Genomic DNA, 25796 nt, shown 5'->3' with positions numbered 1-25796 from the left:
CCGCCGTCGCGGGACAGGCCCGGGACGGAGGCTCGGCGTCGTCGTCCGTGGGGGTCAGCGGGGCGTCGGCTCCGGGGACGGGTCGACCGGTGACGGGCGCACCGGCACGTCGTCGGCACCCGCGGGCGCGGGCGTCGGGACGACCCACTCCGCGGGCGACGCCGCGGCGGCCTCGGTCCGCGTCGCCGCGGCCGGCTCGGACGACGGCGCCGGGACGACCCCCGCCGGCGCCCCGCCGGGCCCGGCCGCGACGGCCGTCCGCCGAGCCGCGTTCCGTCGGCGCACGACCGTCAGCACGGCCAGCCCGAGCACCGAGAGCAGCAGCCCCACGCCGCCCGCGGCCGCGAACCCGCCGCCCGGGCCCGTCGAGTCGATGACCGCGCCGACGACCGGGGCGCCCAGCGCCGCACCGACCGTGTTCGCGGTGCCGCTCCAGCCCATGATCTCGCCGCGCCGGTGCTCCGGGACCATCCGGACCAGGGACGCGTTGATCGCCGACAGGCTCGCCGCGCACGGCAGGCCCGCCACGACGACGGCGACCGCGAGCTGCCCCTGCGTCTGCGCGAACGCGGCGGGCACGGTGGCGGCGCCGAGCAGCGCGACGAGCGCGAGCGGGTGCAGCTCCCGCTTCTGCGCGCCGTAGACCAGGCCGCCGACGACGGAGCCGACGCACCACAGCGCGATCATCCAGCCGACGGCGGTCTCCCGCTCCCAGCCCTCGAGCGCGGCCACGATGCCGACGTCCGTCCCGTTGAGGATGAGCGCGGCGGCGGACGCCGCGGCCAGGACGACCAGCAGGCCGGGCGTCAGCAGCCGCGGACGACGGCCCCCGTCGGCGAGGACCTCGGGCGCCGTGCCCTCGGGCGACCGGGTCGGCGGGTTGAACCACATGAGCAGCAGCCCGGCCGCGACCGTGGCGACGCCGACCAGGGTCAGCGCCGCGGTCGTGGAGACCTGGGTCGCGACCAGCACGCCGAGCGTCGGCGCGAGCATGAACGTCATCTCGGTGCCCACGGAGTCCAGGGCGTACGCCGTGCGCTGCTGCTCCGCCGGCACCAGCACCGCGAGCGACTGCCGCACCACGGAGAACACCGGCACCAGGAACACGCCCGCGACCACCGCGGCGACGAGCAGCGCCTCGTAGCCCAGCCGGGGGGCCACCAGCCAGACCGCCGACTCCACGACGACCGACGGCAGCAGCGCCCGGCGCAGCCCCAGCCGGTCCACCCGGCGGCCGCGCCACGGCGAGCCGATCGCCACGCCCACGGTCATCGCCGCCGCCACCAGACCGGCCCGCGCGTAGCCGAGGCCGAGGGGGCCCACGACGTGCAGGGTGAGCACCACGCCGGTCATCGCGTGCGGGATGCGCGCGACGAACGAGACGAGGACCAGGGGCAGGACACCGGGCAGGCGCAGCAGGCGGCCGTAGGGGGCGAGGGACACGCCCAGGATTCTCGCCCGTCGCGCGCCTGTCGGACGACAGGATTCGGCCGTCCGGGCGCGCGGGGCGGCGTGACGTCCACCACCCGCTTCCGTCCCGGGACGGATCCGGCCCTCGCTGACTCCCCGTAAGGTGGGGACGTGACGTCTGCCACCGGGCCGCACGACCCGATCGGCCCGCCGCGGCCGGCCGGGCCCTCGTCGTGGCCGGACACCGCCACCCGTCCCGACGACGCGCTGCCGGTCGAGCACCCCGCGACGCACCCCGACGACCGGCCGCCCGGACGGCACCCCGAGCACAGCCACCTGGCCCCGCCGCCCGCGCCCCGACGTCGCCGCCGGCCCTGGGCCGTCGTGGTCCTGTCCCTGCTGCTGGTCCTCGTCACCGCGCTGGCGACCTACCTCTGGGTGCGCACGGTCCGGTACGAGGAGTACGCCGCCGGGATCGAGGCGCAGGGCCGCGCCGTCGGGACCGAGCTCGCCACGCTCCGCGCGCAGCACGACGGCACCCTCGCGGAGCTCTCGGCGGTGAACGAGCAGCTGACGACGGCGCAGAGCCGGATCACCCAGCTCGCCGACGAGAAGGCCCAGGTCGGCGACGACCGCGAGGTGCAGCGCCAGCTCGTCGACTACCAGGAGCGCATCTCGCAGGCCGCGGCGAACGTCGCGTCGGCGCTGTCGACCTGCATCGACGCGCAGAACCAGCTCATCACCTACCTCGAGGACGCCGCCGCCTACGACCCGGCGGACCTGCAGCGGTTCAAGAGCGACGTCCAGGGCGTGTGCAACGCCGCCACGGTCGCGAACACGGAGCTGCAGCGGCAGCTCGCGGCCGGGGCGACCGGGTGACCCGCCCGACCGCCCGCCGCGCCGCCCTCGGGGCCGCGGCCGTCCTCCTGCTCGCCGGGTGCGGCGTGCTGCCGCCGATGCCGGGCCCGGTTCCGACCGACCTGGTGCCGTCGAGCGTCCCGGTCCCGACGCCGTCGTCCTCCGGCAACCTGTCCCCCGACGGCTTCGACGCCGCGCAGCGGATGGCGGTGCGGATCCGGAACGTCGGGTGCAACTCGCTGTCGACCGGGTCGGGCTTCGCGATCGACGAGACGACCCTCATCACGAACCGGCACGTCGTCGCCGACTCCGCCGACCTGCAGCTCAGCACCTACGACGGCCGGGACGTCGCGGTGACCGCGTCCTCGACCGCGGCGCTGGCGGACCTCGCGGTCGTCCGCACCGCCGACCCGCTGCCGTCCGCGCCGGGCCTCGCCGACGCCGACCCGAACCCGGGCGACGAGGTGACCGTGGTCGGCTACCCGCAGGGCGGCCAGCTCTCCGTGACGAGCGGCCAGGTCATCGGCGCCACCACCGACCCGCTCAACGAGAACCTCGGCCAGGTGCTCGTGACGAACGCCGAGGTCGAGCCCGGCAGCTCCGGCTCCGCGGTGCTCGACGCCGAGGGCCGCGTGGTCGGCGTGGTCTACGCGAAGAACTCGACCGGGCAGAGCTTCGTGGTCCCGGTCAGCACGCTGCGCCAGCTCCTCGACGACGACACCGCGTTCACCGCCAGCACCTCCTGCGCCTCGGGCTGACCCGGCGCGGCCCCTGGTGGGCGCGCGACCCGGCGTGCCACGGTGGGCCCACGGACACCCACCGAGGAGGACGACGATGACCGACGAGACCCACCCCGACCTGCCCGGCCTCACCCGGGCGGCGAGCGACATCATCTCCGTGCGGCGCGTGTTCGGCGAGCCCTACCAGCACGGCAGCACCCTCGTGGTGCCGGTCGCGAAGGTGATGGGCTGGCACGGCGTCGCGGGCGCGCACGCGGACGCGCGGGCCGGGATCCGCGGCGGGCACGGCGCCGGGACGCCCGGGCCGGGCGCGGGCGGCGACGCACCGGCCGACGGCGACGGTCCCGAGGGGCCGGACGGTCCCCGCTCGCACGGCGGCGACGGTGGCCCCGGCGCCGCGGCCGGCGGGACCGGGACGGACGCCGCCGAGGGCGCCGGGCGCGGTGCGCACGCCGAGGCGCCGGCACCGGAGGACGGGCCGTGGACGCAGTCCGGCCCGGGCGCGCCGGTCGGCGCGGTCGGGAGCGCGGGCGGCGGGCCCGGTGGACCTGGTGGGCCCGTCGCCTGGGCCGGCCCCGGTGGCGGCGGGCCCGGGCGCTGGCACGGCGGACCGGGTCACGGCGGCCGGCTGCCGTTCGTGCTGGGGCCGCTGTGGCCGTTCGGCTCCGGCCGGCCCGGGGGGCGCGGCGTCGGAGCGGCGGACGCCGGCGGCTACGCCACCCGGGTCAAGCCGCTCGGGGTGTTCGTGGTCGACGACGACGGCGCGCACTGGCAGCCGGCGCTCGACCTGAACCGCATCATCCTGGGCGGGCAGGTCGTCGGCGCGGTCGCGACGGTCGCACTGGCCTGGTCGTTGCGCCGCCGCCGGCGCCTCTGGCACTGACCGCCGGACGGGCGTGCGCGACCGCAACCCCGCGAGTGCGCGATCCGGCGAGTGCGCATCGGACGCGTCGAGTGCCTATCCAGCGGATAGGCACCTGTCTCCTCTCCCCCCCCCCCCCCCCCCCCCCCCCCCCCCCCCCCCCCCCCCCCCCCCCCCCCCCCCCCCCCCCTCGCCTCTGCACTCGCCGCGGCGGGGCGAGCGGGACGGCCACCCCGGCGCGGAGCGGTCAGCGGAGGCGGACCTCGAGGGAGTCGACGCGCTGGGTGACCGTCTCGTCCGCGGCCAGGGCCTCCCCGACCCGGCGCAGTACGCCGTCCAGGGTCGGGCGGTCGAGGCCGGGCACGAGCGTGAGCACGACGGCCACCTCGGCGCGGGCGCCCGGGACCGCGTCCACGTCGACCACGGGGCTCGCGGCGGGGGCGGGTGCCGGGGCCGCGGCCGGCTCGGGGCGGCGGCGGCGGAACCACGACCGCCCGGCCGGCGCGTCGGACGCGTCGCCACGCTCCCGGCCCGGCCCGGGGACGGCATCAGGCGGCACCGCGCCCAGCACGGCGGCGCGCACCGCCGCGCGCACCTCGGGGTCGACGACGCGCGCGCCGACGTCGCCCGCTCCCCCGGCGGCCGCGCCGACCGGGCCACCGACCTCGCCGCCCGCGGCCTCGCCGCCGTCGCCCGCCAGCACCGCCGGCCGCCACGGCTGCTGCTGCGCCAGCGCCCACACCGCCGGCCGCGGCAGCAGCGCCGTGACCGGGCCGCCCGGGTCGACCACCACGAGCTCCCAGCCCTCGCTCACCACGGACAGCGCCGCGCGGACCACGTCCGTCGGCACCGGTCGCGCCTCCCGGCGCCAGGCGGCCATCGTCGCGACCGAGGAGAACACGGGCAGCGCCGTCCGGCCGTCGGGGGCCTGCAGCGCGACGATGCCCGCGGACGCCTCCTTGTCGACGGTGTGCGCGTGCCCGCCGACCTCGACGGTCTCGGCCGCCTCGAGCTCGGCCAGCACCGGCACCAGCACCCGGGTGCCGGCCAGCGCCTCGACGACCGCCGCGAGCGAGCCGCTGCCGTCGCCGAGCGCGGTCAGCGCCGCCGCGACCGCGGGGTCGGCGCTGCCGTCGTCCCCGGCGAAGGCCGAGGTCGGCGGAAGCTCGCGCCCGGTCACGGGCGGCCGGCGACGTCCAGGGCCTCGGGCAGCGTGAACGCGCCCGCGTACAGGGCCTTGCCGACGATGGCGCCCTCGACGCCGACCGGGACCAGCTCGCGCAGCACCCGCAGGTCGTCGAGCGAGGAGATGCCGCCGGAGGCGACGACCGGCGCGTCGGTGCGGGCGCACACCTCGCGGAGCAGGTCGACGTTGGGGCCGCGCAGGGTGCCGTCCTTGGTCACGTCGGTGACGACGTACCGGGAGCAGCCGACCGAGTCGAGCCGGGCCAGGACCTCCCACAGGTCGCCGCCCTCGCGGGTCCAGCCGCGCGCGGCGAGCGTCGTGCCGCGCACGTCCAGGCCGACGGCGATCGCGTCGCCGTGCCGCGCGATGGCGTCGGCCGTCCAGTCCGGGTCCTCCAGCGCGGCGGTGCCGAGGTTGACCCGGGCGGCGCCGGTCGCGAGCGCGCGCTCCAGCGAGGCGTCGTCCCGGATGCCGCCGGACAGCTCGACCTTGACGCCCTTGCCCGACAGCACCTGCGCCACGTCGGCGAGCAGCGCGGCGTTCGACCCGCGACCGAACGCGGCGTCCAGGTCGACCAGGTGGATCCACTCCGCGCCGCCGGCCTGCCAGTCGAGCGCGGCGGCGAGCGGGTCGCCGTAGGAGGTCTCCGAGCCGGCCTCGCCCTGGACGAGGCGGACGGCCTGGCCGTCGGCGACGTCGACGGCGGGCAGGAGCTGCAGACGGTCGGACATGGGTCTCCTCGTTCGGGGGCGTGCGGTGGTGCGGGGCGCGCCGGCGTCGGCGCGCGGGTCAGTCGAGCGAGCCGACCCAGTTCTCGAGCAGCCGGGCGCCGGCGTCGCCGGACTTCTCCGGGTGGAACTGCGTGGCGGCGAGCGGGCCGTTCTCCACCGCGGCGACGAACCGGCCGCCGTGCTCGGACCACGTCACCAGGGGCGGGGTCAGCCGGTCGGTGTCGACCTGGTCGGCCAGCGGGAAGCCGCGGGCGGCGTACGAGTGCACGAAGTAGAACCGCTCGTCCTCGATGCCGGCGAACAGCCGGGTGCCCTCCGGCGCGTCGACCGTGGACCAGCCCATGTGCGGGACGACGTCGGCCTCCAGCCGGTCGACGGTCCCGGGCCACTCGCCGAGGCCCTCGGTCTCGACGCCGTGCTCGTCGCCGCGGTCGAACATGACCTGCATGCCGACGCAGATGCCGAGCACGGGCCGGCCGCCGGCGAGCCGCCGGTCGACGATCTGCTCGCCGCGCACCCCGCGCAGGCCCGCCATCACGGCCGCGAAGGCGCCGACGCCCGGCACCACGAGGCCGTCGGCCTCCGCGGCATGCTGCGCGTCGGACGTCAGCTCGACCTGGGCGCCGACCCGTTCGAGGGCGCGCACGGCCGAGCGGACGTTCCCGAATCCGTAGTCCAGGACGACGACACGAGGCTGGCTGGGCACGCACCCAGGCTACCGGGCGCGCGCCGGGCCGGCCGTCCCGCGTCCGGTGCGCGGGACGTGACGTGGGCGTCAGTCCCGGCGGCGGCGTCCGCCGGCGGACAGCGCGCGCATCGCGGCCCACCGCGACATGCCCACGCTCGTCTCCACGCCCGCGACCTCGCCCACCGGCTTCCCGCCGACGAGGAGGTCGTCCAGCAGGTCGGGCGCGCCGGAGAGGACGAGGCCGGCCGCGAGGTCGTCCTCCTTCTCCCCCGCCGACCAGCGGCTGGCGGCGATGCGACCCGCGCGGCGGTCCAGCAGGATCACCGGCGACGTGCGCAGCATCCGGGAGATCGCGGCCGCGGCCTCGGCGGTCCCGGCGGCGTCCGCCGTGTGCCGCAGGACCGCGAGCGCCCCCACGGGCGACGGCACGGCGTCGACGTCGACCCCCGCGAGCGAGCACGCGGCGGCCAGCGGCTTCGCGCCCGCGACCTGGGTGACGACGATCGCGACGACCGGTTCGTCCGGCTCGGCGGCCGCGGCCTCCAGCCCGGCGAGGTCGTCGGGGACCTCGACGGACGGCCCCTCGTCGGCCTGCCCGGCGGGCCGGGCCTGCTCCGCGGGCGCCGGGTCCAGGCCGTCGAGCCCCGACAGGTCGTCGGGGATCTCGAAGCCGAGGTCGTCGTCCTCCGGGCGCCCGGGCCCGTCCGGCGTCCCCGCGGTCACAGGGCGCCCTTCGTGCTCGGGATGCCGTCGACCCGCGGGTCCAGCGCGACGGCGAACCGCAGCGCCCGGGCCAGCGCCTTGAACTGCGCCTCCACGATGTGGTGCGGGTCGCGGCCGGCGACCACGCGGACGTGCATGCCGAACGCGGCGTGGTGCGCGATGGACTCCAGCACGTGCCGGGTCAGCGAGCCCGTGAAGTGCCCGCCGATCAGGTGGTACTCCTGGCCCTCGGGCTCGCCGGAGTGCACGAGGTACGGGCGGCCGGACACGTCGACCACGGCCTGCGCCAGCGCCTCGTCCAGCGGCACCGTGGCGTCGCCGAACCGCGCGATGCCCCGCTTGTCGCCCAGCGCCGTGCGCAGCGCCTCGCCGAGGCAGATCGCGACGTCCTCGACGGTGTGGTGCGCGTCGATGTGCGTGTCGCCGGTCGCCCGGACGGTCAGGTCGATGAGCGAGTGCTTGCCCAGCGCCGTGAGCATGTGGTCGTAGAACGGCACCGTGGTGCTGATCTCCGTGCGCCCCGTGCCGTCCAGGTCGACCTCGACGACGACGCTGGACTCGCTCGTCGTGCGCTCGACCCGGGCGGTGCGCCCACCGGTCGTCGTGCTCAAATCCCCAGCACCTCCCACAGCGCGGCGGTGAACGCCGCAGTCTCCTCCGGGGTGCCGACCGACACCCGCAGCCATCCTTCCGGGCCGACCTCGCGGATCAGCACGCCCCGGTCCAGCAGACCCTGCCAGACCTCGTGCCGGTTCTCGCCGACCTGGAACAGCACGAAGTTCGCGTCGGACTCCGCGACGCGCAGCCCGCGGTCGCGCAGGTCGAGCACGAGCTGGTCCCGCTCGGCCCGCAGCGAGCCGACCTGGGCCATGAGCTCCGGCGCGTGCCGCAGCGCCGCGCGGGCGGTCGCCTGCGTCACGGCGGACAGGTGGTACGGCAGCCGGACCACGCGCAGCGCGTCGACCAGCTCCCGCGACGCGGCCAGGTACCCGACGCGGGCGCCGGCCAGGCCGAACGCCTTCGACATCGTGCGGCTGACCGCGAGGTGCGGGTGGTCCGCGAGCAGGGTGAGCGCCGACTCGACGCCCTCCCGACGGAACTCGCCGTAGGCCTCGTCGACGACGACCACGCAGCCGCCCGGCACCTCGGCCGCGGCCGCGAGCACCGCGCGCACCGTGTCGAGCTCCAGCGCGGTGCCCGTCGGGTTGTTCGGGCTGGTGAGCAGCACGACGGACGGCGTCTCTCGGGCGATCAGCGCCGCCGCCTCGACCGGGTCGACGTCGAACTGCTCGGTGCGCCGGCCGGCGACCCACCGGGTGTGCGTGTCGCGCGCGTACTCCGGGTACATCGAGTACGTCGGGGCGAACGACAGCGCGGTCCGGCCGGGGCCGCCGAACGCCTGCAGCAGGTGCAGCATGACCTCGTTCGACCCGTTCGCCGCCCACACCTGCTCGGGCGCGACGCGCACGCCCGACTCGACGGCGAGGTAGTCGGCCAGGTCGCCGCGCAGGCCGAGGAACTCCCGGTCCGGGTACCGGTTGAGGCCGTGGGCCGCCTCGGCGACGGCGGCGGCGATGTCCGCCACGACCTGCTCGGACGGCGGGTACGGGTTCTCGTTGACGTTGAGCAGCACCGGCACGTCGAGCTGGGGGGCGCCGTAGGGCACCTCGCCGGCCAGCTCGGGGCGCACCGGCAGCACGGGCCGCGCGGCCTGGGGGGCGGTGTCGGGTGCGGTCACCGGGCGATCGTATCCGCGCTCCGGCCCCGGGACGCCGGTCGTCCACAGGCGGCGGCCGCGGGGCGGCGGGGTGTCGGCGGCGGTGGCTAGGGTCGGGGGCGATGACTTCCGTGGACCAGAACGCCCCGACCGGACCCGACGCGGCCGAGCGCGCCGCCCTGCGCGAGGAGGCGGAGGCCGTCCTGCGCCGGCTCGTCGGCCGGGACGACGCGCGGCTGCGGGACGACCAGTGGCGGGCGATCGACGCGCTCGTGAGCGACCACCGGCGCGCGCTCGTCGTGCAGCGCACCGGGTGGGGCAAGTCGGCCGTGTACTTCGTCGCGACCGCCCTGCTGCGGGCGCGCGGGGCGGGGCCGACCGTGCTGGTGTCCCCGCTGCTCGCGCTCATGCGCAACCAGGTGGCCTCCGCGCAGCGCGCGGGCGTCAAGGCCGCGACGCTGAACTCCGCCAACGTCACCGAGTGGGACGAGGTGCACGCGCGGATCGCCGCGGGCGAGGTGGACGTGCTCCTCGTCTCCCCGGAGCGGCTGACCCACCCGCAGTTCCGCGACGAGGTGCTGCCGCGGCTCGCGGCCGACGCCGGCCTGGTCGTGATCGACGAGGCGCACTGCATCTCGGACTGGGGCCACGACTTCCGCCCGGACTACCGGCGGATCCGCACCCTGCTGGGCGAGCTGCCCGACGGCATCCCGGTGCTCGCGACCACGGCGACCGCGAACGCGCGGGTGACCGCCGACGTGGCCGAGCAGCTGGGCACCGCGGTGCGGGACGACGTCCTGGTCCTGCGCGGCCCGCTCGACCGGTCCAGCCTCGACCTGTCCGTCGTGCGGCTCCCCGACACCGCCGCGCAGCTCGCCTGGCTCGCGCAGAACCTCCCGGCCTTCGAGGGCTCCGGGATCATCTACTGCCTGACGATCGCCGCGGCCCAGCAGGTCACCGAGCACCTGCGCGCCGCCGGCCTCGACGTCCGGACGTACACCGGCCAGACCGACCCGGCCGAGCGCGAGGTGGCGGAGGCGGACCTGCTCGCGAACCGGGTCAAGGCGCTCGTGGCGACGTCGGCGCTGGGCATGGGCTTCGACAAGCCGGACCTCGGCTACGTGATCCACGTCGGGGCGCCGTCCTCCCCCATCGCCTACTACCAGCAGGTCGGCCGCGCCGGCCGCGCCGCGGAGGCCGTCGGCGGCCGCGCGACCGCGGTGCTGCTGCCCGGCCGCGAGGACCGCGCGATCTGGGAGTGGTTCGCCTCGACCGCGTTCCCGCCGGAGGACGACGTGCGCGCCGCGCTCCGGGCGCTGCGGGAGGGCGGCACGCTGTCCACCGCCGCGCTGGAGACGCACGTGTCCCTGCGCCGGTCCCGGCTGGAGCAGATGCTCAAGGTCCTCGACGTCGACGGCGCGGTCCGCCGGGTGCGCGGCGGCTGGGAGGGCACCGGCGAGGCGTGGTCCTACGACGCCGAGCGGTACGACCGGGTCACCGCGACCCGCAAGGCCGAGCAGCAGCTCATGGTCGACTACGTCACCACCGAGGGCTGCCGGATGGCGCACCTGCGGCGAGCGCTGGACGACCCGGAGCTCGCGGGTCCGGCCGGCGAGGCCTGGCGGTGCGGGCGGTGCGACCGGTGCACGGGCACCGCCGTCGGCGTCGCGCCCGACGCCGAGCACGTCGCGGGCGCCCAGGCGCTGCTGACCACGGCCGGCGTCGCGGTCGACCCGCGACGGCAGTGGCCCACCGGCATGGCGACGCTCGGCCTCGACCTGCGCGGACGCATCCCGGCGGAGGAGAACGCCGAGCCCGGCCGCGCCGTCGCCCGGCTCGACTCGGTCGGCTGGGGCGGCCTGCTCCGCGACCTGTTCGGCGGCGACGCCGACCCGGAGGCCGGGCTGCCGGTCGCGCTGCGGGACCCCGTGCTCGCGACCCTCGACGCGTGGCACCCGGAGCACCGGCCCGAGGGTGTCGTGCTGGTCCGGTCGGCGACCCGCCCGGCGCTGGTCGAGCACCTCGCCGCGGGCGTGGCCCGGCACCTCGGCGTGCCGCTGGTCGGCGCGGTCGTGCCCCGGCCGGACAGCCCGCCGACCCGGCACGACGTGAACTCGGCGCACCGGCTCGCGGCCGTGGCGCGCCGGCTGGAGCTCGACCTCGCGCCGGCGGCCGCGGCCGGGCTGCCGGGGCGCGCGGTGCTGCTGGTCGACGACCGCACCGACTCGGGCTGGACGCTCACGGTCGCGGCGCGGCTGCTCCGGCAGGCCGGGGCGGCCGCGGTGCTGCCGTTCGTGCTCGGCGTGGGCTGATCCGGAGGCTGCCCGGCGCCGGTCCGGGGGTCGAGGGGGTCGAGCGGGTCAGCCGGCGTCCGCGTAGCCCGCGTGGTCGTCGCCGTCCAGGTCGGTGCAGAGCCCGTACGCCGCGTCCGGGCCGTGCAGCGCGAGGCAGTCCGCGTAGCCCGCGATGATCCGGTACGGCTCGCCGGCGGTGCCGGTCGCGTCCGAGCAGTCGGGGTGCGACCCGGGCTCGCAGGGCTGGCCGGGGGTGGGGTCGTCGGCCGGGGCGGCGCCCGCGCCGGGGCTCGCGCCGGCCGACGGCGCCGCGTCCACCGAGGCGTCCGTGCCGCCGCGCCCGTCACCCGACGACGTCGGCCCGGCGGCCGCCGCCGGGGTTCGCGTGCCGTCGCCCGACGCCGCGCCGCCCGCGTCGTCGCAGCCGGTCACGGCGCCGACGAGGAGCAGCGCCGCCAGGAGGACGGTCGGACGGGTTCGCGCGCGCATGCGCCGACCGTAGCCGGGGCCGGGGCCGTCGCGCGGGACGTCCCGGGGTGGCGTCGGCGGACGGTGCCGGTCGGGACGGCTCCGGTCGGGGCGGCTCCGGTCGAGGCGGCTCCGGTCGAGGCGGCTCCGGTCGAGGCGGCTCCGGTCGAGGCGGCTCCGGTCGGGGCGGCTCCGGTCAGAACCGCGCGCGGACCGCCTCGCCGTGCGCGGGCAGCCCCTCGGCGTCGGCCAGCGCGACGATCCGGTCCGCGACCTCGCGCAGCGCGTCCGCGTCGTACTCCACGACCTGCACCGCGCGCACGAACGAGTGCACGCCCAGCCCGGACGAGAAGTGCGCGCAGCCGCCGGTCGGCAGCACGTGGTTCGACCCGGCCATGTAGTCGCCGAGCGACACCGGCGAGTACGGGCCCACGAAGATCGCGCCCGCGCTGGTGACCCGCTCCGCCACCGCGGCGGCGTCGGCGGTCTGGATCTCGAGGTGCTCCGCGCCGTAGGCGTTGACGACCGCGAGGCCGGCGTCGAGGTCGTCGACGAGCACGATCGCCGACTGCGGCCCGGTGAGCGCCTGGGCCACCCGCTCGGCGTGCCGGGTCGCCTGGACCCGGACCACGAGCTTGGACTCGACGGCGCCGGCCAGCTCGATCGAGGTGGTGACCAGCACGGACGCCGCCAGCGGGTCGTGCTCGGCCTGGGACACCAGGTCCGCGGCGACGTGGTCGGCGTCGGCGGTGCCGTCGGCGAGCACGGCGATCTCGGTCGGGCCGGCCTCCGCGTCGATGCCGACCGCTCCGCGCACCAGGCGCTTGGCCGCGGCGACGTACACGTTGCCGGGGCCGGTGATGACGTCGACCGGCTCGCACAGCGTGTCGCCGTCCGCGGGCTCCGAGCCCGTCGCGCCGTAGGCGAGCATGCCGATGGCCTGCGCGCCGCCGACCGCGTACACCTCGTCGACGCCGAGCAGGGCGCAGGTGGCGAGCACCACCGGGTCCGGCAGGCCGCCGTTGTCGCGCTGCGGCGGCGAGGTCACCGCGAGCGAGCCGACGCCGGCCTCCTGCGCCGCGACCACGTTCATGATCACCGACGACGGGTAGACGGCCAGGCCGCCCGGCACGTAGAGGCCGACCCGGCGGACCGGGATCCACCGCTGCCGGACCTGGGCGCCGGGCGCGACCTGCACGGTGTGGTCGGCGGGCCGCTGCGCGGCGTGCACCTGGCGCACCCGGCGGATCGTCTCCTCCAGGGCGGCGCGCACGGCCGGGTCCAGCACGGACACCGAGGCCGCGATCGCGTCGGCGGGCACGCGCAGGTGCTCGGGCCGCACGCCGTCGAACCGCTCGGCCAGCTCGCGCAGGGCGGCGCCGCCGCGGGCGCGGACGTCGGCGAGGATCGGCTCGACCGCCGCGGCGGCGGACTCGACGTCGAGCTCGGGGCGCGGCAGCGTCTCGAGCAGCTCGCGCCGGGACAGGGTGCGACCACGCAGGTCGATGCGGGAGATCACGACCCGAGTCTATTCGCGGGGGCGGACGCGCAGCGCGCCGGTCCGGCCCTGGCAGGATGGGCGGGTGACCATCGTGCCGATCTCCGACGACTCCATCCGCCTCGGCCAGTTCCTCAAGCTGGCCGGCCTGGCCGACTCGGGCGCCGACGCGCGCACGCTGCTGGACGAGGGCGAGGTCAAGGTCAACGGCGAGCCCGAGTCCCGCCGCGGCCGCCAGCTGCGCAAGGGCGACGTGGTCGAGGTCGACGACCCCCGCGGCGCCAACTCGGCCGAGGTCGGCTGACCCGAGCCGCGGACCCGAACCCCCTGGGACCCGTCGCCGAGATGGCAACTCTCGGCTGTCTCAGGCCGGCCGCGCACAGCCGAGAGCTGGCATCTCGGCGGGCGGCAGCGCGGGGTCAGCGCTCGGCGAGGGCGCGGTAGGCCGGGAGCAGCTCCGCGAAGCGGGCGTCCCAGTCGCGGACCTCCGTGCCCGCCAGGTGGTCCGCGAGCTGGTCCAGGGACGTGTGCCAGCCCGCGCCGTAGCCGATCGCCTGGGCGTCCTCGAGCCGGGGTGTGCACGAGCACGAGCACCGCGCCCTCCGCCGCCGCTCCCGGCTCGACCCGGACCTCGACCTCGCTCGGGCGCTCGCCGGGGAAGCACCACTCGACCGCGAACGACCGCGGCGGGTCGCAGGACCGCACGACGCCGGTGGCGTTCTGGTCGGAGCCCGGCTCGTCGGCCCCCATCCGGAGCTCGTAGGCGCCACCCGGCGCGAGGTCGCCGTGCACCGGCCCGAGCCAGCGCGCCAGGCGCTCCGGCGTCGTCACGGCCGCCCACAGGTCCGCGGCGTCCGTGGGGTACCACCGGCGGAACGTGACCGACGCCTCGCCGCCGAGCCGCAGCGCCCCGAGCGGGTCGTCGACCCCCGCCGACGCTCGCACACCCGCCGGCCCGTCCGTGCGCGGAGACGCGTCGGCGCCCGTCGCTCGATCCGGGGTCCCGCCCGGCGTCCCGCCCGTTCCCGTCGTCCCGCCCGCACCCGTCATCGCGCCCCGCCCCTCGCCTCGACCCGTCGCGTCACCCGGCGGTCGCCGGGTCCGCACCGTCGCGCTCCCGGCGCCCGCGCGCGACCTCGGTGGCCAGCGCGTCGAGCCGCTGGTCCCAGAACCGCCGGACGCCGCCGACCCAGGCCTGCACGTCGTCGAGCGCCTCGGGCCGGACGGCGTACAGCCGCCGGGCGCCGTCGGGCTCCACGGTGAGCAGCCCCGCCTCGCGCAGCACGCGCAGGTGCCGGGACGCGGCGGGCTGGCTGATGCCGAACTCGGCGCCGACCGCCGCGGCGAGCTCGCCCGCCGGGCGCGACCCGTCGGCGAGCAGCTCCACGAGCCGCCGCCGCACCGGGTCACCCAACGCGTCCATCACCTGCACGCCTGCGATGTTTCCACCCGGGCTTATATAACGCAAGAGTTAAACACGCCGAGTCTCCGTCCCCGGCCTGCGCGACGGGGTCGCCGCGCAGGCACGAGGCGGAGACTCGGCGAGCGTGCCGTCGGTCAGACCGGGACCGGGGTCGCCGACTGGAGGCAACCCGGGCCCAGCAGGGCCTTGAGGTCGCCGTACAGCGCCGGGGACCGCTCGACCCGCCAGCCGTCGCTCGGGACCACCAGCGCGCGCCGCCCGTTGGCCTTCGCCACCCGGAGGTGCAGCTCGGTCATGCCGGGGTGCGTCTTCATCACCTCGAGCAGCCGGTCCACCACGGGCGGCGTGAGCCGCGCCTCGGACAGCGTCACGACGACGGGCGCGTCCGCGACGGCCGACAGGTCGGGCAGCGACACCTCCATCGCCTGCAGCTGCATGGCGTCGTCCCGGCGGCGCACCCGCCCGCGGACCACGATGACGGCGTCCTCGGCGAGCACGGTCGAGTAGGCCAGGTAGGTCTCGCCGAAGAACATGATCTCGACCGAGCCCTCCATGTCCTCCAGCGTCACGGCGGCCCACGGGTTGCCCTGCTTGGACATCTTCCGCTGCAGCGACGTGACCAGGCCCGCGACGACGACGGTCGACCCGTCCGGGCGCGCCTCGTCGGCGTTGAGGGTCGCGATCGACACGTCGGCGGCCGCGGAGAGCACGTGCTCGAGGCCGGACAGCGGGTGGTCGGAGACGTACAGGCCGAGCATCTCCCGCTCGAACTGCAGGCGCTGCTTCTTGTCCCAGTCCGGGACGTCCGGCACCTGCACGGAGAACCCGGGGCCGTCGTCGGTGCCGAGGTCGGCGAACAGGTCGAACTGCCCCTCCGCCTCCTTGCGCTTGACGCCGATGACGGACTCGACGGCCTGCTCGTGCACGAGCAGCAGCGCGCGGCGGGCGTGCCCGAGCGAGTCGAACGCGCCGGCCTTGATGAGCGACTCGATGGTGCGCTTGTTGCAGACGACGGCGGGCACCTTGTCGAGGAAGTCGGTGAACGACGTGAAGTCGCCCTTCTCCTCCCGGGTGCGGACGATCGCCTCGACCACGTTGGCGCCGACGTTCCGCACCGCCGTGAGGCCGAACCGGATGTCGTCGCCGACGGCGGTGAACAGCGCGGACGAGGAGTTCACGTCCGGCGGCAGCACGGTGATGCCCATGCGGCGGCACTCGCCGAGGTACAGCGCGGACTTGTCCTTGTCGTCGCCGACCGAGGTCAGCAGGCCCGCCATGTACTCGGTCGGGTAGTTCGCCTTGAGGAACGCCGTCCAGTACGAGACGACGCCGTACCCGGCGGAGTGCGCCTTGTTGAACGCGTACCCGGCGAACGGGACGAGCACGTCCCAGACCGCCTTGATCGCCGCGCTGGAGTAGCCCCGCTCCTTCATGCCCGCCTCGAAGGGCACGAACTCCTTGTCGAGGATCTCCTTCTTCTTCTTGCCCATCGCGCGGCGGAGCAGGTCGGCCTGGCCGAGCGAGTAGCCGGCGAGCACCTGCGCGGCCTTCTGCACCTGCTCCTGGTACACGATGAGGCCGTAGGTGCCGTCGAGGACCTCCGCCAGGGGCTCCTCGAGCTCCGGGTGGATGGGCGTGTTCGGCTGCAGGCCGTTCTTGCGCAGCGCGTAGTTCGTGTGCGAGTTCATGCCCATCGGACCCGGCCGGTACAGGGCGATGACCGCGGAGATGTCCTCGAAGTTGTCGGGGCGCATCTGGCGCAGCAGGGACCGCATGGGGCCGCCGTCGAGCTGGAACACGCCGAGGGTGTCGCCCCGGCCGAGCAGCTCGTAGGTGGCGCGGTCGTCGAGCTCGATGTCGTCGAGCTCGATCTGCGGCTTGCCGTTCATGACGATGTTGCGCAGCGCGTCGTCGAGGATCGTCAGGTTCCGCAGCCCGAGGAAGTCCATCTTGATCAGGCCGAGGCCCTCGGACGTCGGGTAGTCGAACTGCGTGATGACCGCGCCGTCCTGCGGCCGCTTCATGATCGGGATGATGTCGATCAGCGGCTCGCTCGACATGATGACGCCGGCGGCGTGCACGCCCCACTGGCGCTTGAGGTTCTCCAGACCGCGCGCGGTCTCCAGGACGCGCTGAGCCTCGGGGTCGGCGGCGACGACCTGGCGGAACTCCTCGGCCTCGGCGTACCGGGGGTGCTCGGGGTCGTACATGCCCGACAGCGGGATGTCCTTGCCCATCACCGCGGGCGGCATCGCCTTGGTGAGCTTCTCCCCCATCGCGAACGGCATGCCGAGCACGCGCGAGGAGTCCTTGAGCGCCTGCTTGGCCTTGATCGTGCCGTAGGTGACGATCTGCGCGACCCGGTCGTCGCCGTACTTCTCGGTGACGTACCGGATGACCTCGCCGCGCCGGCGCTCGTCGAAGTCGACGTCGACGTCGGGCCAGGAGACGCGCTCGGGGTTGAGGAACCGCTCGAAGATGAGCCCGTGGCGGAGCGGGTCGAGCTCGGTGATGCCCATGGCGTACGACGCCATGGAGCCGGCGGCGGAGCCACGGCCCGGCCCGACGCGGATGCCCTGGTCCTTGGCCCACTGGATGAAGTCGGCGACGACGAGGAAGTAGCCGGAGAACCCGAGCTGGACGATGACGCCGGTCTCGTACTCCGCCTGCTTGCGCACGTCGTCCGGGACGTTCCCCTTGTACCGCCGCTGGAGGCCGGCCTCGACCTCCTTCACGAACCAGGAGTTCTCGTCCTCGCCCGCGGGCACCGGGAACCGCGGCATGTAGTTGGCGCCGGTCGGGAACTCGACCTCGCACCGCTCGGCGATGAGCAGCGTGTTGTCGACCGCCTCGGGCAGCTCGGCCCAGGTGCGGCGCATCTCCTCGGCGGACTTCACGTAGTAGCCGTCGCCGCCGAACGCGAACCGCGAGCCGCCCTGGTCGTACGTCGGCTCGTCGAGGGTCGACCCGGACTGCACCGCGAGCAGCACCTCGTGCGCGTGCGCGTCGTCCTTGGTCGTGTAGTGCAGGTCGTTGGTCGCGACCAGCGGCGCGCCGATCTGCTCGGCGAGCCGGATGAGGTCCTTGACGGTCCGGCGCTCGATCTCGAGCCCGTGGTCCATCACCTCGACGAAGAAGTTCTCCTTGCCGAAGATGTCCTGCAGCTCGCCCGCGGCGCGCACGGCCTCGTCCCAGTGACCCAGCCGCAGCCGCGTCTGCACCTCGCTGGACGGGCAGCCGGACGTCGCGATGAGGCCCGCGGAGTACGTCTGCAGCAGCTCCCGGTCCATGCGGGGCCACTTGCCCATCTGGCCCTCGAGCGACGCCAGCGAGCCCATCCGGAACAGGTTGTGCATGCCCTCGGTGGTCCGCGAGAGCAGCGTCATGTGCGTGTAGGCACCGCGCGCGGAGACGTCGTCGGCGGCCTGGTGCGCCTCGCCCCAGCGGACGCGCGTCTGGTCGAACCGGCTGGTCCCGGGGGTGACGTACGCCTCGACGCCGATGATCGGCTTGATGCCGAGCTTCCTGGCCTGGGAGTAGAAGTCGAACGCCCCGAACAGGTACCCGTGGTCGGTGATCGCCATCGCGGTCTGGCCCAGGCGCTGGGCCTCCGCGAGCATCTCCCCGACCCGCGCCGCGCCGTCCAGCATCGAGTACTCGGAGTGGACGTGCAGGTGGACGAAGTCGGACCCGTTGCTGCCACCTGATGCCATGCGAGCCATCCTAGGTCGAGGCTCCGACAGCCCCGGGCCGCCCCGCCGCCCCCGGGGCGGACGTCACACCGCTCGGGCTCAGCGGTACCCGTCGCGCAGCGTCTCCAGGGCGTGCGCCAGGTCCGCGGGGTACTCGCTGGTGACCTCGAGCCACCGCCCGTCCGCGGGGTGCGCGAAGCCGAGCCGCATCGCGTGCAGCCACTGCCGGGTCAGCCCGACCCGCTCCGCCAGCGCCGGGTCGGCGCCGTAGGTGAGGTCCCCGACCAGCGGGTGCCGCAGCGCCTGGAAGTGCACCCGGATCTGGTGCGTGCGCCCGGTCTCCAGGTGCACCTCGCACAGCGACGCGGCGGGCAGCATCTCGAGCACCTCGTAGTGCGTCACCGACGGCTTGCCCTCGGCCGTGACCGCGAACTTCCAGTCCTGGCTGGGGTGCCGCCCGATCGGGGCGTCGATCGTGCCCGTGGTGGGCTCCGGGTGGCCCTGCGCGAGCGCGTGGTAGACCTTCTCGACCGTCCGCTCCTTGAAGGCCCGCTTGAGCACCGAGTAGGCGTGCTCGCTCTTGGCCACGACCATGAGGCCGGAGGTGCCGACGTCGAGGCGGTGCACGACGCCCTGGCGCTCCGCGGCGCCCGAGGTGGAGATCCGGTAGCCCCGGGCCGCCAGCACGCCGACGACGGTCGGGCCGGTCCAGCCCGGCGACGGGTGCGCGGCCACGCCCACCGGCTTGTCGACGACCACGACGTCGTCGTCCTCGTACGCCACGCGCAGCGCGGGCACGTCGTCCTCGGTCGGCACGGTCGACACCTCGGCGACCGGGGGCAGCTCGACCTCGAGCCACGCGTCGGCGGGCAGCCGGACGGACTTGCCGACCTCGACGCCGTCGACCCGGACGAACCCGCCCTCGGCGAGCTCCGCCGCGCGGGTGCGGGACAGGCCGAGCATCCGGGACAGCGCGGCGTCGACCCGCTCGCCCGCGAGGGCGTCGGGGACGGGCAGGGTGCGGACGTCAGCCATCGCGGCGGCCGTCCTCGGGGGCCGCGGCCGGCGCGGCGTCGGCGGCGTCGCCCGCCGGCTCCGCCTCGTCCTCGCGCCGCTCCCGCGTCCCGTCCAGCCGCACGCCCAGGAGCGACAGCAGCATGAGCAGGCCGGCCGCGGCGACGATCGCGATGTCCGCGACGTTGCCGACGAACAGGTCGCCGTACGCGATGAAGTCGACCACGTGCCCCATGAACACGCCCGGGTCCCGGATCAGCCGGTCGACGAGGTTGCCCAGCGCGCCGCCGAGCAGCAGGCCCAGCGCGATCGTCCAGCCCGTCGAGCCGAGCCGACGGGACACCCGGATGATGACCACCACGACGGTGATCGCGACGATCGTCAGCAGCCAGGTCGTGCCGGTCGCGAGGCCGAGCGCGGCGCCCGGGTTGAAGAGCAGCTGCAGGCCGAGCAGGTCGCCGAGCACCGGGTGCCGCACGCCCTCGTCCAGGCCGGCGAGCGCCCAGGCCTTGGTCGCCTGGTCGAGCACGAGCGTGACCGCGGCGAGCGCGACCAGGGTCGCGACGAGGCGGCGGCGGCGCGCCGGCGCGACGGCCACGGGGGTCGCGGCGGGCGCCTGGGGCGCACCGGCCCCGGACGCGGCGGGCTGGGACGCGGGCGGCACGGGCGCGGCGGACGCGGCGTCGCGGCGCGCGTCGTCGGCCGCGGGGCCGGAGGTGGCGGACATCGCGCAGGAGTCTACGGGCGTGCGCGGCCCCGGACGCACGACGGCCCCCCGGCGTCGAGCCGGGGGGCCGTCGTGCTGCGGGCGACCGCGAGGCGTCAGCGGCGCTCCTCGCGCTGCTTGCAGGACACGCACAGCGTGGCGCGCGGGAACGCCTGCACGCGGGCCTTGCCGATCGCCTCGCCGCAGGAGTCGCAGCGGCCGAACGTGCCGGCGTCGATGCGGGCCAGGGCGCGGGTGGTCTGCTCGAGCATGTCCCGGGTGTTGTTGACCAGGGTCAGCTCGTGCTCGCGCTCGAGGGCGCTGGAGCCGGAGTCCGCCTGGTCGTCGCCCGCGCCGTCCCCCGAGTTGCGGAGCAGGTTCGACAGCTCCTCGTCGGCGGCGGCGAGCTCGGCGGTCAGGCGGTCGATCTCGCTGATCAGCTCGGTCGCGACCTCGCGCACCTCCTCCTCGGTCCAGGGCTCCTCGCCGGCGCGGACCGGGAACCGCGTGGCCGCGTCCGTGAGGTCGGGCAGCGGGCGGGCAGCGGGCGCGTCGAGCGAGTCGTTGATGGCCACGTCGGGTCCTCTTTCCTCAGATGAGTCCGCAGAGACTAGTCGCCCGCCGCCTGGACGCACAACACACCACGCCCGGGGTCGGGCGTGGTGTGTCGTGGGTGACGAGCGTGCGATCCGTCAGACGGACGGGGTGGCGCCCTGGGCACCGCGCTGCGGCAGCGCGCTGGCCCGGTTGTCGAGGTCGCCCAGCAGGTTCTCGAGGTAGCTCTTGAGGCGCGTCCGGTAGTCGCGCTCGAAGACGCGGAGCTCGTCGATCTTCCGCTCGAGGATCGACCGCTCCTGCTCCAGCTCGGACAGCGTGCGGGCCGAGGTCTCCTCCGCCTCGCGGACGATGCGCTGGGCCTGGCCCTTCGCCTCGTTCACGATGCGGTCGCCCTCCTCCTGGCCGCTGCGCACGTAGTCGTCGTGCAGCTTCTGCGCCAGGGCGAGCATGCCGGTGGCCGACTCGGGCTCGCTCTGCCGCTGCGGCGCGACCGGAGCGGTGGCGACCGGGGCCGGTGCCGGGGCGGCGGCGGGGACCGGGGCGGGAGCGGGCTTCTCGGCCTCGGGCTTCGGCGCCTGGGCGGCCTGCGCCCCCTGGCGGCTCAGCTCGGCGATCCGGCGCTCGGCCGCGGCGAGCTTGGCCTTGAGCTCCTCGTTCTCGCTCTGGGTCTCCCGGAGGGTGTTCACGACCTCGTCGAGGAAGTCGTCGACCTCGTCCTGGTCGTACCCCTCGCGGAACTTCGTCGCCTGGAACTTCTTGTTCAGGACGTCGTCTGCTGTGAGCAGTGCCATCGTCGTCACCTCTTCGGTCGTACTGGGTCGAGCCGGTGGCAGTCCGCCGACCACCTCGGGCCACCGTAGCGGACATTCCGGTTTGTGCACGCGACCCGGTCGGCGGGGCGTGCGCGGGTGCCGGCCACCGGGCCGGCGTGCTGCGCGCGGGGCCGCGTCATGCGGCGAGCGCGCCCAGCAGCGAGAGCAGGAAGGAGCAGCCGAGCATGAGGACCAGGAACGCCAGGTCCAGGCGCACGGAGCCCAGGGTCAGCGGCGGGATCACCCGGCGCAGCGCCCGCAGCGGCGGGTCGGTCACCGAGTAGGTGATCTCCGCGACCACGAGCGCGGCACCGCGCGGGCGCCAGTCCCGCGCGAAGTACTGCACCCAGTCGAGGACGAGGCGCACGAGCAGGACCAGGATGAAGGCCAGGACGACGATCTGCAGCAGGCCGAGGACGAGGGTCACGCGTCCCAGTCTCCCCGATCCTCGTCAGCTCTGGTTGAAGAAGCCGGCGCGGGAGGCCTCGGGGGCACGCCCGTCACCGGTGATCTCCACCGACTGCGGCGACAGCAGGAAGACCTTGTTGGTCACCCGCTCGATGGCGCCGTGCAGGCCGAAGATCAGGCCCGCCGCGAAGTCCACGAGCCGCTTGGCGTCGGCGTCGTCCATGTCGGAGAGGTTCATGATCACCGGCGTGTTCTCGCGGAACGCCTCGCCGATCTTGCGCGCGTCGTTGTACGAGCGCGGGTGGATCGTGGTGATCCGCCGCACCTCGCCGTCGTGGCGCGGCGCGGGGGCCGCGGCGGCGACGGGTCGCTCCGGCGCCGGCTCGCGGCGCAGCGGCGTGACCTCGGCCTCGTAGTCCTGTCCCACCGTCGCCTCCGGCTCGTCGTACTCGTCGACGTACTGGTCGTGCTCGCCCCGGTCGTCGGCAAGCCCGAGGTACAGCATGGTCTTGCGCAGCGCACCGGCCATCGCGATCACTCCATCCCCGAATTGCTCACATCTCCTGCGCCGTCACGCTAGCAATGCGCCGGGATGCGCACGCGGTGCGACACGCGGCGTGTCGGCGTGTCCTCGGAGCAATTTCCGGACATATCACTCACCCGGCATTTCCGCGAGCGCGACGACCCCGGCGAACCGCCCGGTGGTGGTCCCGGCGCGCTGGGCGCGCCGGTGCGAGAAGAACCGGTGGTCGGCGTCGGTGTACCAGCCCGGGACGCGCACGTCGCCGACCCCGGCCGCCCGCAGCACCGCGGCCACGCCGGCCGGCAGGTCGAGCCCGGGCGTGCCCGCGTCGGTCGTGCAGGCGGTGCCGGGGACCAGCGCGTCGACCTCGTCCCGCATCGCGGCGGGCACCTCGTACCGCGCGCCGCTGATCGCCGGGCCGACGACGGCCCGCACCCGGCCCGGGTCGGCGCCGCGGTCCACCATGGCCCCGAGGGCCGCCTGGACGACGCCGGCCGCGAGGCCGCGCCGCCCGGCGTGCGCGGCGCCGACCACCCGCGCCCGCGCGTCGGCCAGCAGCACGGGGACGCAGTCCGCGACCAGCACGCCGACCGCGGTGCCGGGCACGGCCGACACCAGCGCGTCGGCCTCCCCCACCGAGTCCGTCGCCGCGTCCCCCGGGCCGCCGACCACGTGCACGTCGGCGCCGTGCACCTGGGTGGCCCAGGCGACCGGGGCGCCGGCCCACGCCGCGACGCGCGCGCGGTTCTCCCGCACGTGCGCCGGGTCGTCGCCGACCAGCAGCCCGAGGTCGAGCTCGTCCCACGGGGGCGCGCTCACGCCGCCCGCGCGGGTGGTGAACCCCGCGCGGACGCCCGGGCCGAGGTCGACCCCGAGGACCGGCAGCGGCACGCGGCTACTTGAGGAAGTCGGGGACGTCCAGGTCGTCCTCCTTGCGGCGGGCGACCTCCTCCTCGAAGATCCGCGGGACCTCGAGCTGGCTCGTGCCGGCCTGGTCCGGGGTGAGGAACGCGGGGACCTCGGCGGCCTGGCGGCGCTCCTCGTCCGGGCCGACCGGGCGCGGCGGGACGGCGGCGTGCGCCGCGGTGGTCGTCGGCACGGCCGCGGCCGGCGGGATCGACGCGGGCGCCTGCTGCGCGGCCTGGCCGCCGCCGCCGGCGGAGACCTGGCCGAGCCCGCGAGCGTCGCGGCGGACCACCGGGGCGCCGCCGTCGAAGCCGGCCGCGATGACGGTCACGCGCACCTCGTCGCCGAGGGCGTCGTCGATGACCGCGCCGAAGATGATGTTGGCCTCGGGGTGCGCGGCCTCCTGCACCAGGCGCGCGGCCTCGTTGATCTCGAACAGGCCGAGGTCCGAGCCGCCCTGGATGGACAGCAGCACGCCGTGGGCGCCGTCGATGCTGGCCTCGAGCAGCGGCGAGGAGATCGCGAGCTCGGCCGCCTGGACCGCGCGGTCCTCCCCGCGGGCCGAGCCGATGCCCATGAGGGCCGACCCCGCCCCCTGCATCACGGACTTCACGTCCGCGAAGTCGAGGTTGATGAGGCCCGGCGTGGTGATGAGGTCGGTGATGCCCTGCACACCGGAGAGCAGCACCTGGTCGGCCGAGCGGAACGCGTCGAGGACGGACACCGAGCGGTCGGAGATCGACAGCAGGCGGTCGTTCGGGATCACGATGAGGGTGTCGACCTCGGCGCGCAGCGCCTCGATGCCGGAGTCCGCCTGCACGGTGCGGCGGCGGCCCTCGAACGTGAACGGGCGCGTCACCACGCCGATGGTCAGCGCGCCGAGCGAGCGGGCGATGCGGGCCACGACGGGCGCGCCGCCGGTGCCGGTGCCGCCGCCCTCGCCCGCGGTGACGAAGACCATGTCGGCGCCGCGCAGGACGTCCTCGATCTCCTCCGCGTGGTCCTCGGCGGCCTTCTTGCCGACCTCGGGGTCGGCGCCGGCGCCGAGGCCGCGGGTCAGCTCGCGGCCGACGTCGAGCTTCACGTCCGCGTCGGACATGAGCAGGGCCTGGGCGTCGGTGTTGATGGCGATGAACTCGACACCCTTGAGGCCGACCTCGATCATGCGGTTCACGGCGTTCACGCCGCCACCACCGATGCCGACGACCTTGATGACCGCCAGGTAGTTCTGCGGAGCTGCCACGGTGGGTGCCTCTCGTCTCGCGATGTCGACGAACCTTCACCCTCAAGTTGAGGGTTATAGTTATGTCAGTTCTGTCTAGGGGTGACGGTATGTGGCGCGCGGGGGTCGTTCAACGACCCGTGCGCGCGTGTCGGGCCGGGATCACCCGACGACCGGCATCGTCGGCGCGGACACGTCGTACCGCGCCGACCCCGCCGTCTCGGGCGCCGCGCGCAGGGCCTGCAGGACCGCCACCTTGAGCGCCGAGTCCTGCGCGCTCCCCCACTCGACGGTCGCGCCGTCGCGCAGGGTGAACCGCACGGTGTCCCGCGTGCCGGCCGACACCTGGCCGATGGCCGCGAGCAGGTCCTCGGGCAGCGCCTCGAGCACCCCGAGCGCCGCCGACAGGATCCGCGCCTCGCCCACGGGCACCTCGACGACCGGCAGGCCCTCCGGCGGCGCGTCCGCGCGGCCCACCTTGACGCCGTCCTGGTCGACCAGGGCGTAGCCGGGCCCGGTCGCGTCGTCGCCGTCGGCGTGCTGGGCGACGTCGGACGCCTCGGGCACCGCCGCGACCGGCTCGCGGGACTCCAGCTGCACGGCCAGGCCGTGCGGCCAGTCGCGGGTGACGGCCGCGTCGCGGACGCCGGGCACGTCGAGCAGGCGCTGGCGCAGCGCGGCGGTGTCCAGCCGGGTCAGCGGCGTGCCCGCCTCGTCGTCCACCACGTCCCGCACCTGGTCGACGGCGACGACGGTCCCCGCGCCGGTGACCCGCACCTGCTCGGCGTCGAGGGCGAGCGCCGGGGACAGCAGGAGGAGCCAGGCCAGGGCGCCGACGACGACCACCGAGCCCGCGGCGATGAGGATCTGCCGCCAGGCAAGCCGCCGGCGGGCGCGGGCGCGCTCGGCGAACCGCGCGGCCGACCCCTGGCTGACCACCGGGGGCCGGACGGGGAACGCGCCGGTGCGCGGGGCGAGGGCGGCGGAGCCGGAGGTGCGGCGGCGGCCGGGCGCCGCGGGGGTCGCGGGCGTCTCGGCGGTGCGCGGGGCACCGGCAGACCGGGCGGCGCCTGCGCGCGGCGCGGCCGGGCGGCCGTCCGGGCGCGGGGCCGCTGCGGCACCCGCCGGCGGGGTCGCCGGCCGGGCGGCCGACGGGACCGCCGCCGTGGGAGCGGTCGCGTCGCCGGCGTCCGGGGTGGCCCGGGGCGCGGGACGGCGCGCCGGGGCCGGCCGCGGCGCCGCGGGGCGCGGCGGCTGCGGCGCTGTCTCTTCTCCACATCTCCGAGCCCACGAGACATGGCGCCTGATCTAGGGGGGGGGCTTTTTTGTTGTGGAGGGGGGGGGGGGGGGGGGGGGG

The 25796-nt window shown here is 76.0% G+C and carries 25 protein-coding genes and 1 pseudogene; 5 read left to right on the top strand and 21 right to left on the bottom strand.

The features are described from left to right. Positions 1 to 54: 54 nt before the first annotated feature. Positions 55 to 1443 (bottom strand): MFS transporter, encoded by a 1389-nt coding sequence (locus AC3WUG_RS11270; protein WP_492327739.1) that lies wholly within the window; start codon positions 1441 to 1443, stop codon positions 55 to 57. Positions 1444 to 1581: 138 nt separating this feature from the next. On the opposite strand from AC3WUG_RS11270, the gene AC3WUG_RS11265 reads away from it, so the two are divergent. From AC3WUG_RS11265 to AC3WUG_RS11255, 3 genes are all read left to right on the top strand, one after another. After that, a complete protein-coding gene (locus tag AC3WUG_RS11265; protein WP_492327738.1) occupies positions 1582 to 2289 on the top strand; it encodes a hypothetical protein in 708 nt (235 codons plus the stop codon). Continuing rightward, positions 2286 to 3026, top strand: coding sequence for a S1C family serine protease (locus AC3WUG_RS11260; protein WP_492327737.1), 741 nt, complete (start codon positions 2286 to 2288; stop codon positions 3024 to 3026). The genes AC3WUG_RS11265 and AC3WUG_RS11260 overlap by 4 nt, the downstream gene beginning before the upstream one ends. 76 nt (positions 3027 to 3102) lie before the next feature. Continuing rightward, positions 3103 to 3891 (top strand): hypothetical protein, encoded by a 789-nt coding sequence (locus tag AC3WUG_RS11255; protein WP_492327736.1) that lies wholly within the window; start codon positions 3103 to 3105, stop codon positions 3889 to 3891. 226 nt (positions 3892 to 4117) lie between these two features. Here the strand turns inward: AC3WUG_RS11255 and AC3WUG_RS11250 are convergent, their stop codons facing one another. The 6 genes from AC3WUG_RS11250 to AC3WUG_RS11225 form a co-directional block, all read right to left on the bottom strand. Further along, on the bottom strand, positions 4118 to 5050 hold the full coding sequence (locus tag AC3WUG_RS11250; protein ID WP_492327735.1) for an SseB family protein: 933 nt from the start codon (positions 5048 to 5050) through the stop codon (positions 4118 to 4120). Next, positions 5047 to 5787 carry a bifunctional 1-(5-phosphoribosyl)-5-((5-phosphoribosylamino)methylideneamino)imidazole-4-carboxamide isomerase/phosphoribosylanthranilate isomerase PriA gene (priA, locus tag AC3WUG_RS11245; protein ID WP_492327734.1) on the bottom strand — a complete coding sequence of 247 codons (741 nt, stop codon included), beginning with the start codon at positions 5785 to 5787 and terminating at the stop codon, positions 5047 to 5049. The genes AC3WUG_RS11250 and priA overlap by 4 nt, the downstream gene beginning before the upstream one ends. A gap of 58 nt (positions 5788 to 5845) precedes the next feature. Continuing rightward, positions 5846 to 6493 carry an imidazole glycerol phosphate synthase subunit HisH gene (hisH, locus tag AC3WUG_RS11240; protein ID WP_492327733.1) on the bottom strand — a complete coding sequence of 216 codons (648 nt, stop codon included), beginning with the start codon at positions 6491 to 6493 and terminating at the stop codon, positions 5846 to 5848. Between the two features lie 69 nt (positions 6494 to 6562). After that, positions 6563 to 7198, bottom strand: a complete 636-nt coding sequence (locus AC3WUG_RS11235) for a hypothetical protein (protein ID WP_492327732.1) — start codon at positions 7196 to 7198, stop codon at positions 6563 to 6565. Continuing rightward, a complete protein-coding gene (gene hisB / locus AC3WUG_RS11230) occupies positions 7195 to 7809 on the bottom strand; it encodes an imidazoleglycerol-phosphate dehydratase HisB (protein ID WP_492327731.1) in 615 nt (204 codons plus the stop codon). Before hisB ends, AC3WUG_RS11235 begins: the two co-directional genes overlap by 4 nt. Beyond that, the gene (locus AC3WUG_RS11225) at positions 7806 to 8936 is read right to left on the bottom strand and encodes a histidinol-phosphate transaminase (RefSeq protein ID WP_492327730.1); all 1131 of its coding nucleotides are present in this window, start codon (positions 8934 to 8936) and stop codon (positions 7806 to 7808) included. The genes hisB and AC3WUG_RS11225 overlap by 4 nt, the downstream gene beginning before the upstream one ends. Before the next feature lie 101 nt (positions 8937 to 9037). Between AC3WUG_RS11225 and AC3WUG_RS11220 the strand changes: the two genes are divergently transcribed. Next, positions 9038 to 11227, top strand: a complete 2190-nt coding sequence (locus AC3WUG_RS11220; protein ID WP_492327729.1) for a RecQ family ATP-dependent DNA helicase — start codon at positions 9038 to 9040, stop codon at positions 11225 to 11227. Between the two features lie 48 nt (positions 11228 to 11275). Here AC3WUG_RS11220 and AC3WUG_RS11215 read toward each other — a convergent pair whose 3' ends face one another. Together AC3WUG_RS11215 and hisD are read right to left on the bottom strand one after the other, a co-directional pair. Further along, positions 11276 to 11698, bottom strand: coding sequence for a hypothetical protein (locus tag AC3WUG_RS11215; protein ID WP_492327728.1), 423 nt, complete (start codon positions 11696 to 11698; stop codon positions 11276 to 11278). Between the two features lie 175 nt (positions 11699 to 11873). Continuing rightward, positions 11874 to 13196 carry a histidinol dehydrogenase gene (gene hisD / locus AC3WUG_RS11210; protein ID WP_492327727.1) on the bottom strand — a complete coding sequence of 441 codons (1323 nt, stop codon included), beginning with the start codon at positions 13194 to 13196 and terminating at the stop codon, positions 11874 to 11876. Positions 13197 to 13260: 64 nt separating this feature from the next. On the opposite strand from hisD, the gene AC3WUG_RS11205 reads away from it, so the two are divergent. Continuing rightward, on the top strand, positions 13261 to 13479 hold the full coding sequence (locus AC3WUG_RS11205) for an RNA-binding S4 domain-containing protein (RefSeq protein ID WP_246855135.1): 219 nt from the start codon (positions 13261 to 13263) through the stop codon (positions 13477 to 13479). A 323-nt stretch (positions 13480 to 13802) separates the two neighbouring features. On the opposite strand, the pseudogene AC3WUG_RS11200 reads toward AC3WUG_RS11205, so the two are convergent. The 12 genes and pseudogenes from AC3WUG_RS11200 to AC3WUG_RS11145 all read right to left on the bottom strand — a co-directional run. After that, positions 13803 to 14225 (bottom strand): annotated as a pseudogene (locus AC3WUG_RS11200) (SRPBCC domain-containing protein); the annotation flags it as partial. Between the two features lie 31 nt (positions 14226 to 14256). Beyond that, positions 14257 to 14598, bottom strand: a complete 342-nt coding sequence (locus AC3WUG_RS11195; RefSeq protein ID WP_492327726.1) for an ArsR/SmtB family transcription factor — start codon at positions 14596 to 14598, stop codon at positions 14257 to 14259. 134 nt (positions 14599 to 14732) lie between these two features. Then, complete coding sequence (gene dnaE, locus AC3WUG_RS11190; protein WP_492327725.1) at positions 14733 to 18311, bottom strand: DNA polymerase III subunit alpha; 3579 nt, start codon at positions 18309 to 18311, stop codon at positions 14733 to 14735. Between the two features lie 78 nt (positions 18312 to 18389). After that, positions 18390 to 19325, bottom strand: a complete 936-nt coding sequence (locus tag AC3WUG_RS11185; RefSeq protein ID WP_492327724.1) for an RluA family pseudouridine synthase — start codon at positions 19323 to 19325, stop codon at positions 18390 to 18392. Continuing rightward, positions 19318 to 20031 carry a signal peptidase II gene (locus AC3WUG_RS11180; RefSeq protein WP_492327723.1) on the bottom strand — a complete coding sequence of 238 codons (714 nt, stop codon included), beginning with the start codon at positions 20029 to 20031 and terminating at the stop codon, positions 19318 to 19320. The genes AC3WUG_RS11185 and AC3WUG_RS11180 overlap by 8 nt, the downstream gene beginning before the upstream one ends. Positions 20032 to 20126: 95 nt before the next feature. Further along, positions 20127 to 20579, bottom strand: a complete 453-nt coding sequence (locus tag AC3WUG_RS11175; protein WP_492327759.1) for a TraR/DksA family transcriptional regulator — start codon at positions 20577 to 20579, stop codon at positions 20127 to 20129. Positions 20580 to 20702: 123 nt separating this feature from the next. Beyond that, entirely contained in the window at positions 20703 to 21359 is a 657-nt protein-coding gene (locus AC3WUG_RS11170; protein WP_492327758.1) for a DivIVA domain-containing protein, read from the bottom strand. Positions 21360 to 21516: 157 nt separating this feature from the next. Beyond that, positions 21517 to 21807: a YggT family protein gene (locus tag AC3WUG_RS11165; protein WP_147793780.1), complete on the bottom strand. Its 291-nt coding sequence runs from the start codon at positions 21805 to 21807 to the stop codon at positions 21517 to 21519. A gap of 24 nt (positions 21808 to 21831) precedes the next feature. Further along, on the bottom strand, positions 21832 to 22317 hold the full coding sequence (locus AC3WUG_RS11160; protein ID WP_492327722.1) for a cell division protein SepF: 486 nt from the start codon (positions 22315 to 22317) through the stop codon (positions 21832 to 21834). Between the two features lie 123 nt (positions 22318 to 22440). Further along, a complete protein-coding gene (locus AC3WUG_RS11155) occupies positions 22441 to 23202 on the bottom strand; it encodes a purine nucleoside phosphorylase YfiH/LACC1 family protein (protein WP_492327721.1) in 762 nt (253 codons plus the stop codon). Between the two features lie 4 nt (positions 23203 to 23206). Continuing rightward, positions 23207 to 24460, bottom strand: coding sequence for a cell division protein FtsZ (gene ftsZ, locus AC3WUG_RS11150; RefSeq protein ID WP_166944191.1), 1254 nt, complete (start codon positions 24458 to 24460; stop codon positions 23207 to 23209). A gap of 141 nt (positions 24461 to 24601) precedes the next feature. After that, positions 24602 to 25378 (bottom strand): cell division protein FtsQ/DivIB, encoded by a 777-nt coding sequence (locus AC3WUG_RS11145; RefSeq protein ID WP_492327720.1) that lies wholly within the window; start codon positions 25376 to 25378, stop codon positions 24602 to 24604. Positions 25379 to 25796: the final 418 nt, after the last annotated feature.

It is taken from the genome of Cellulomonas sp. EB106-03-03-XG116 (genome assembly GCF_058792015.1).
The sequence above is the reverse complement of the archived record's forward strand: the minus strand, read 5'-3'. Positions and strand labels throughout refer to the sequence as shown.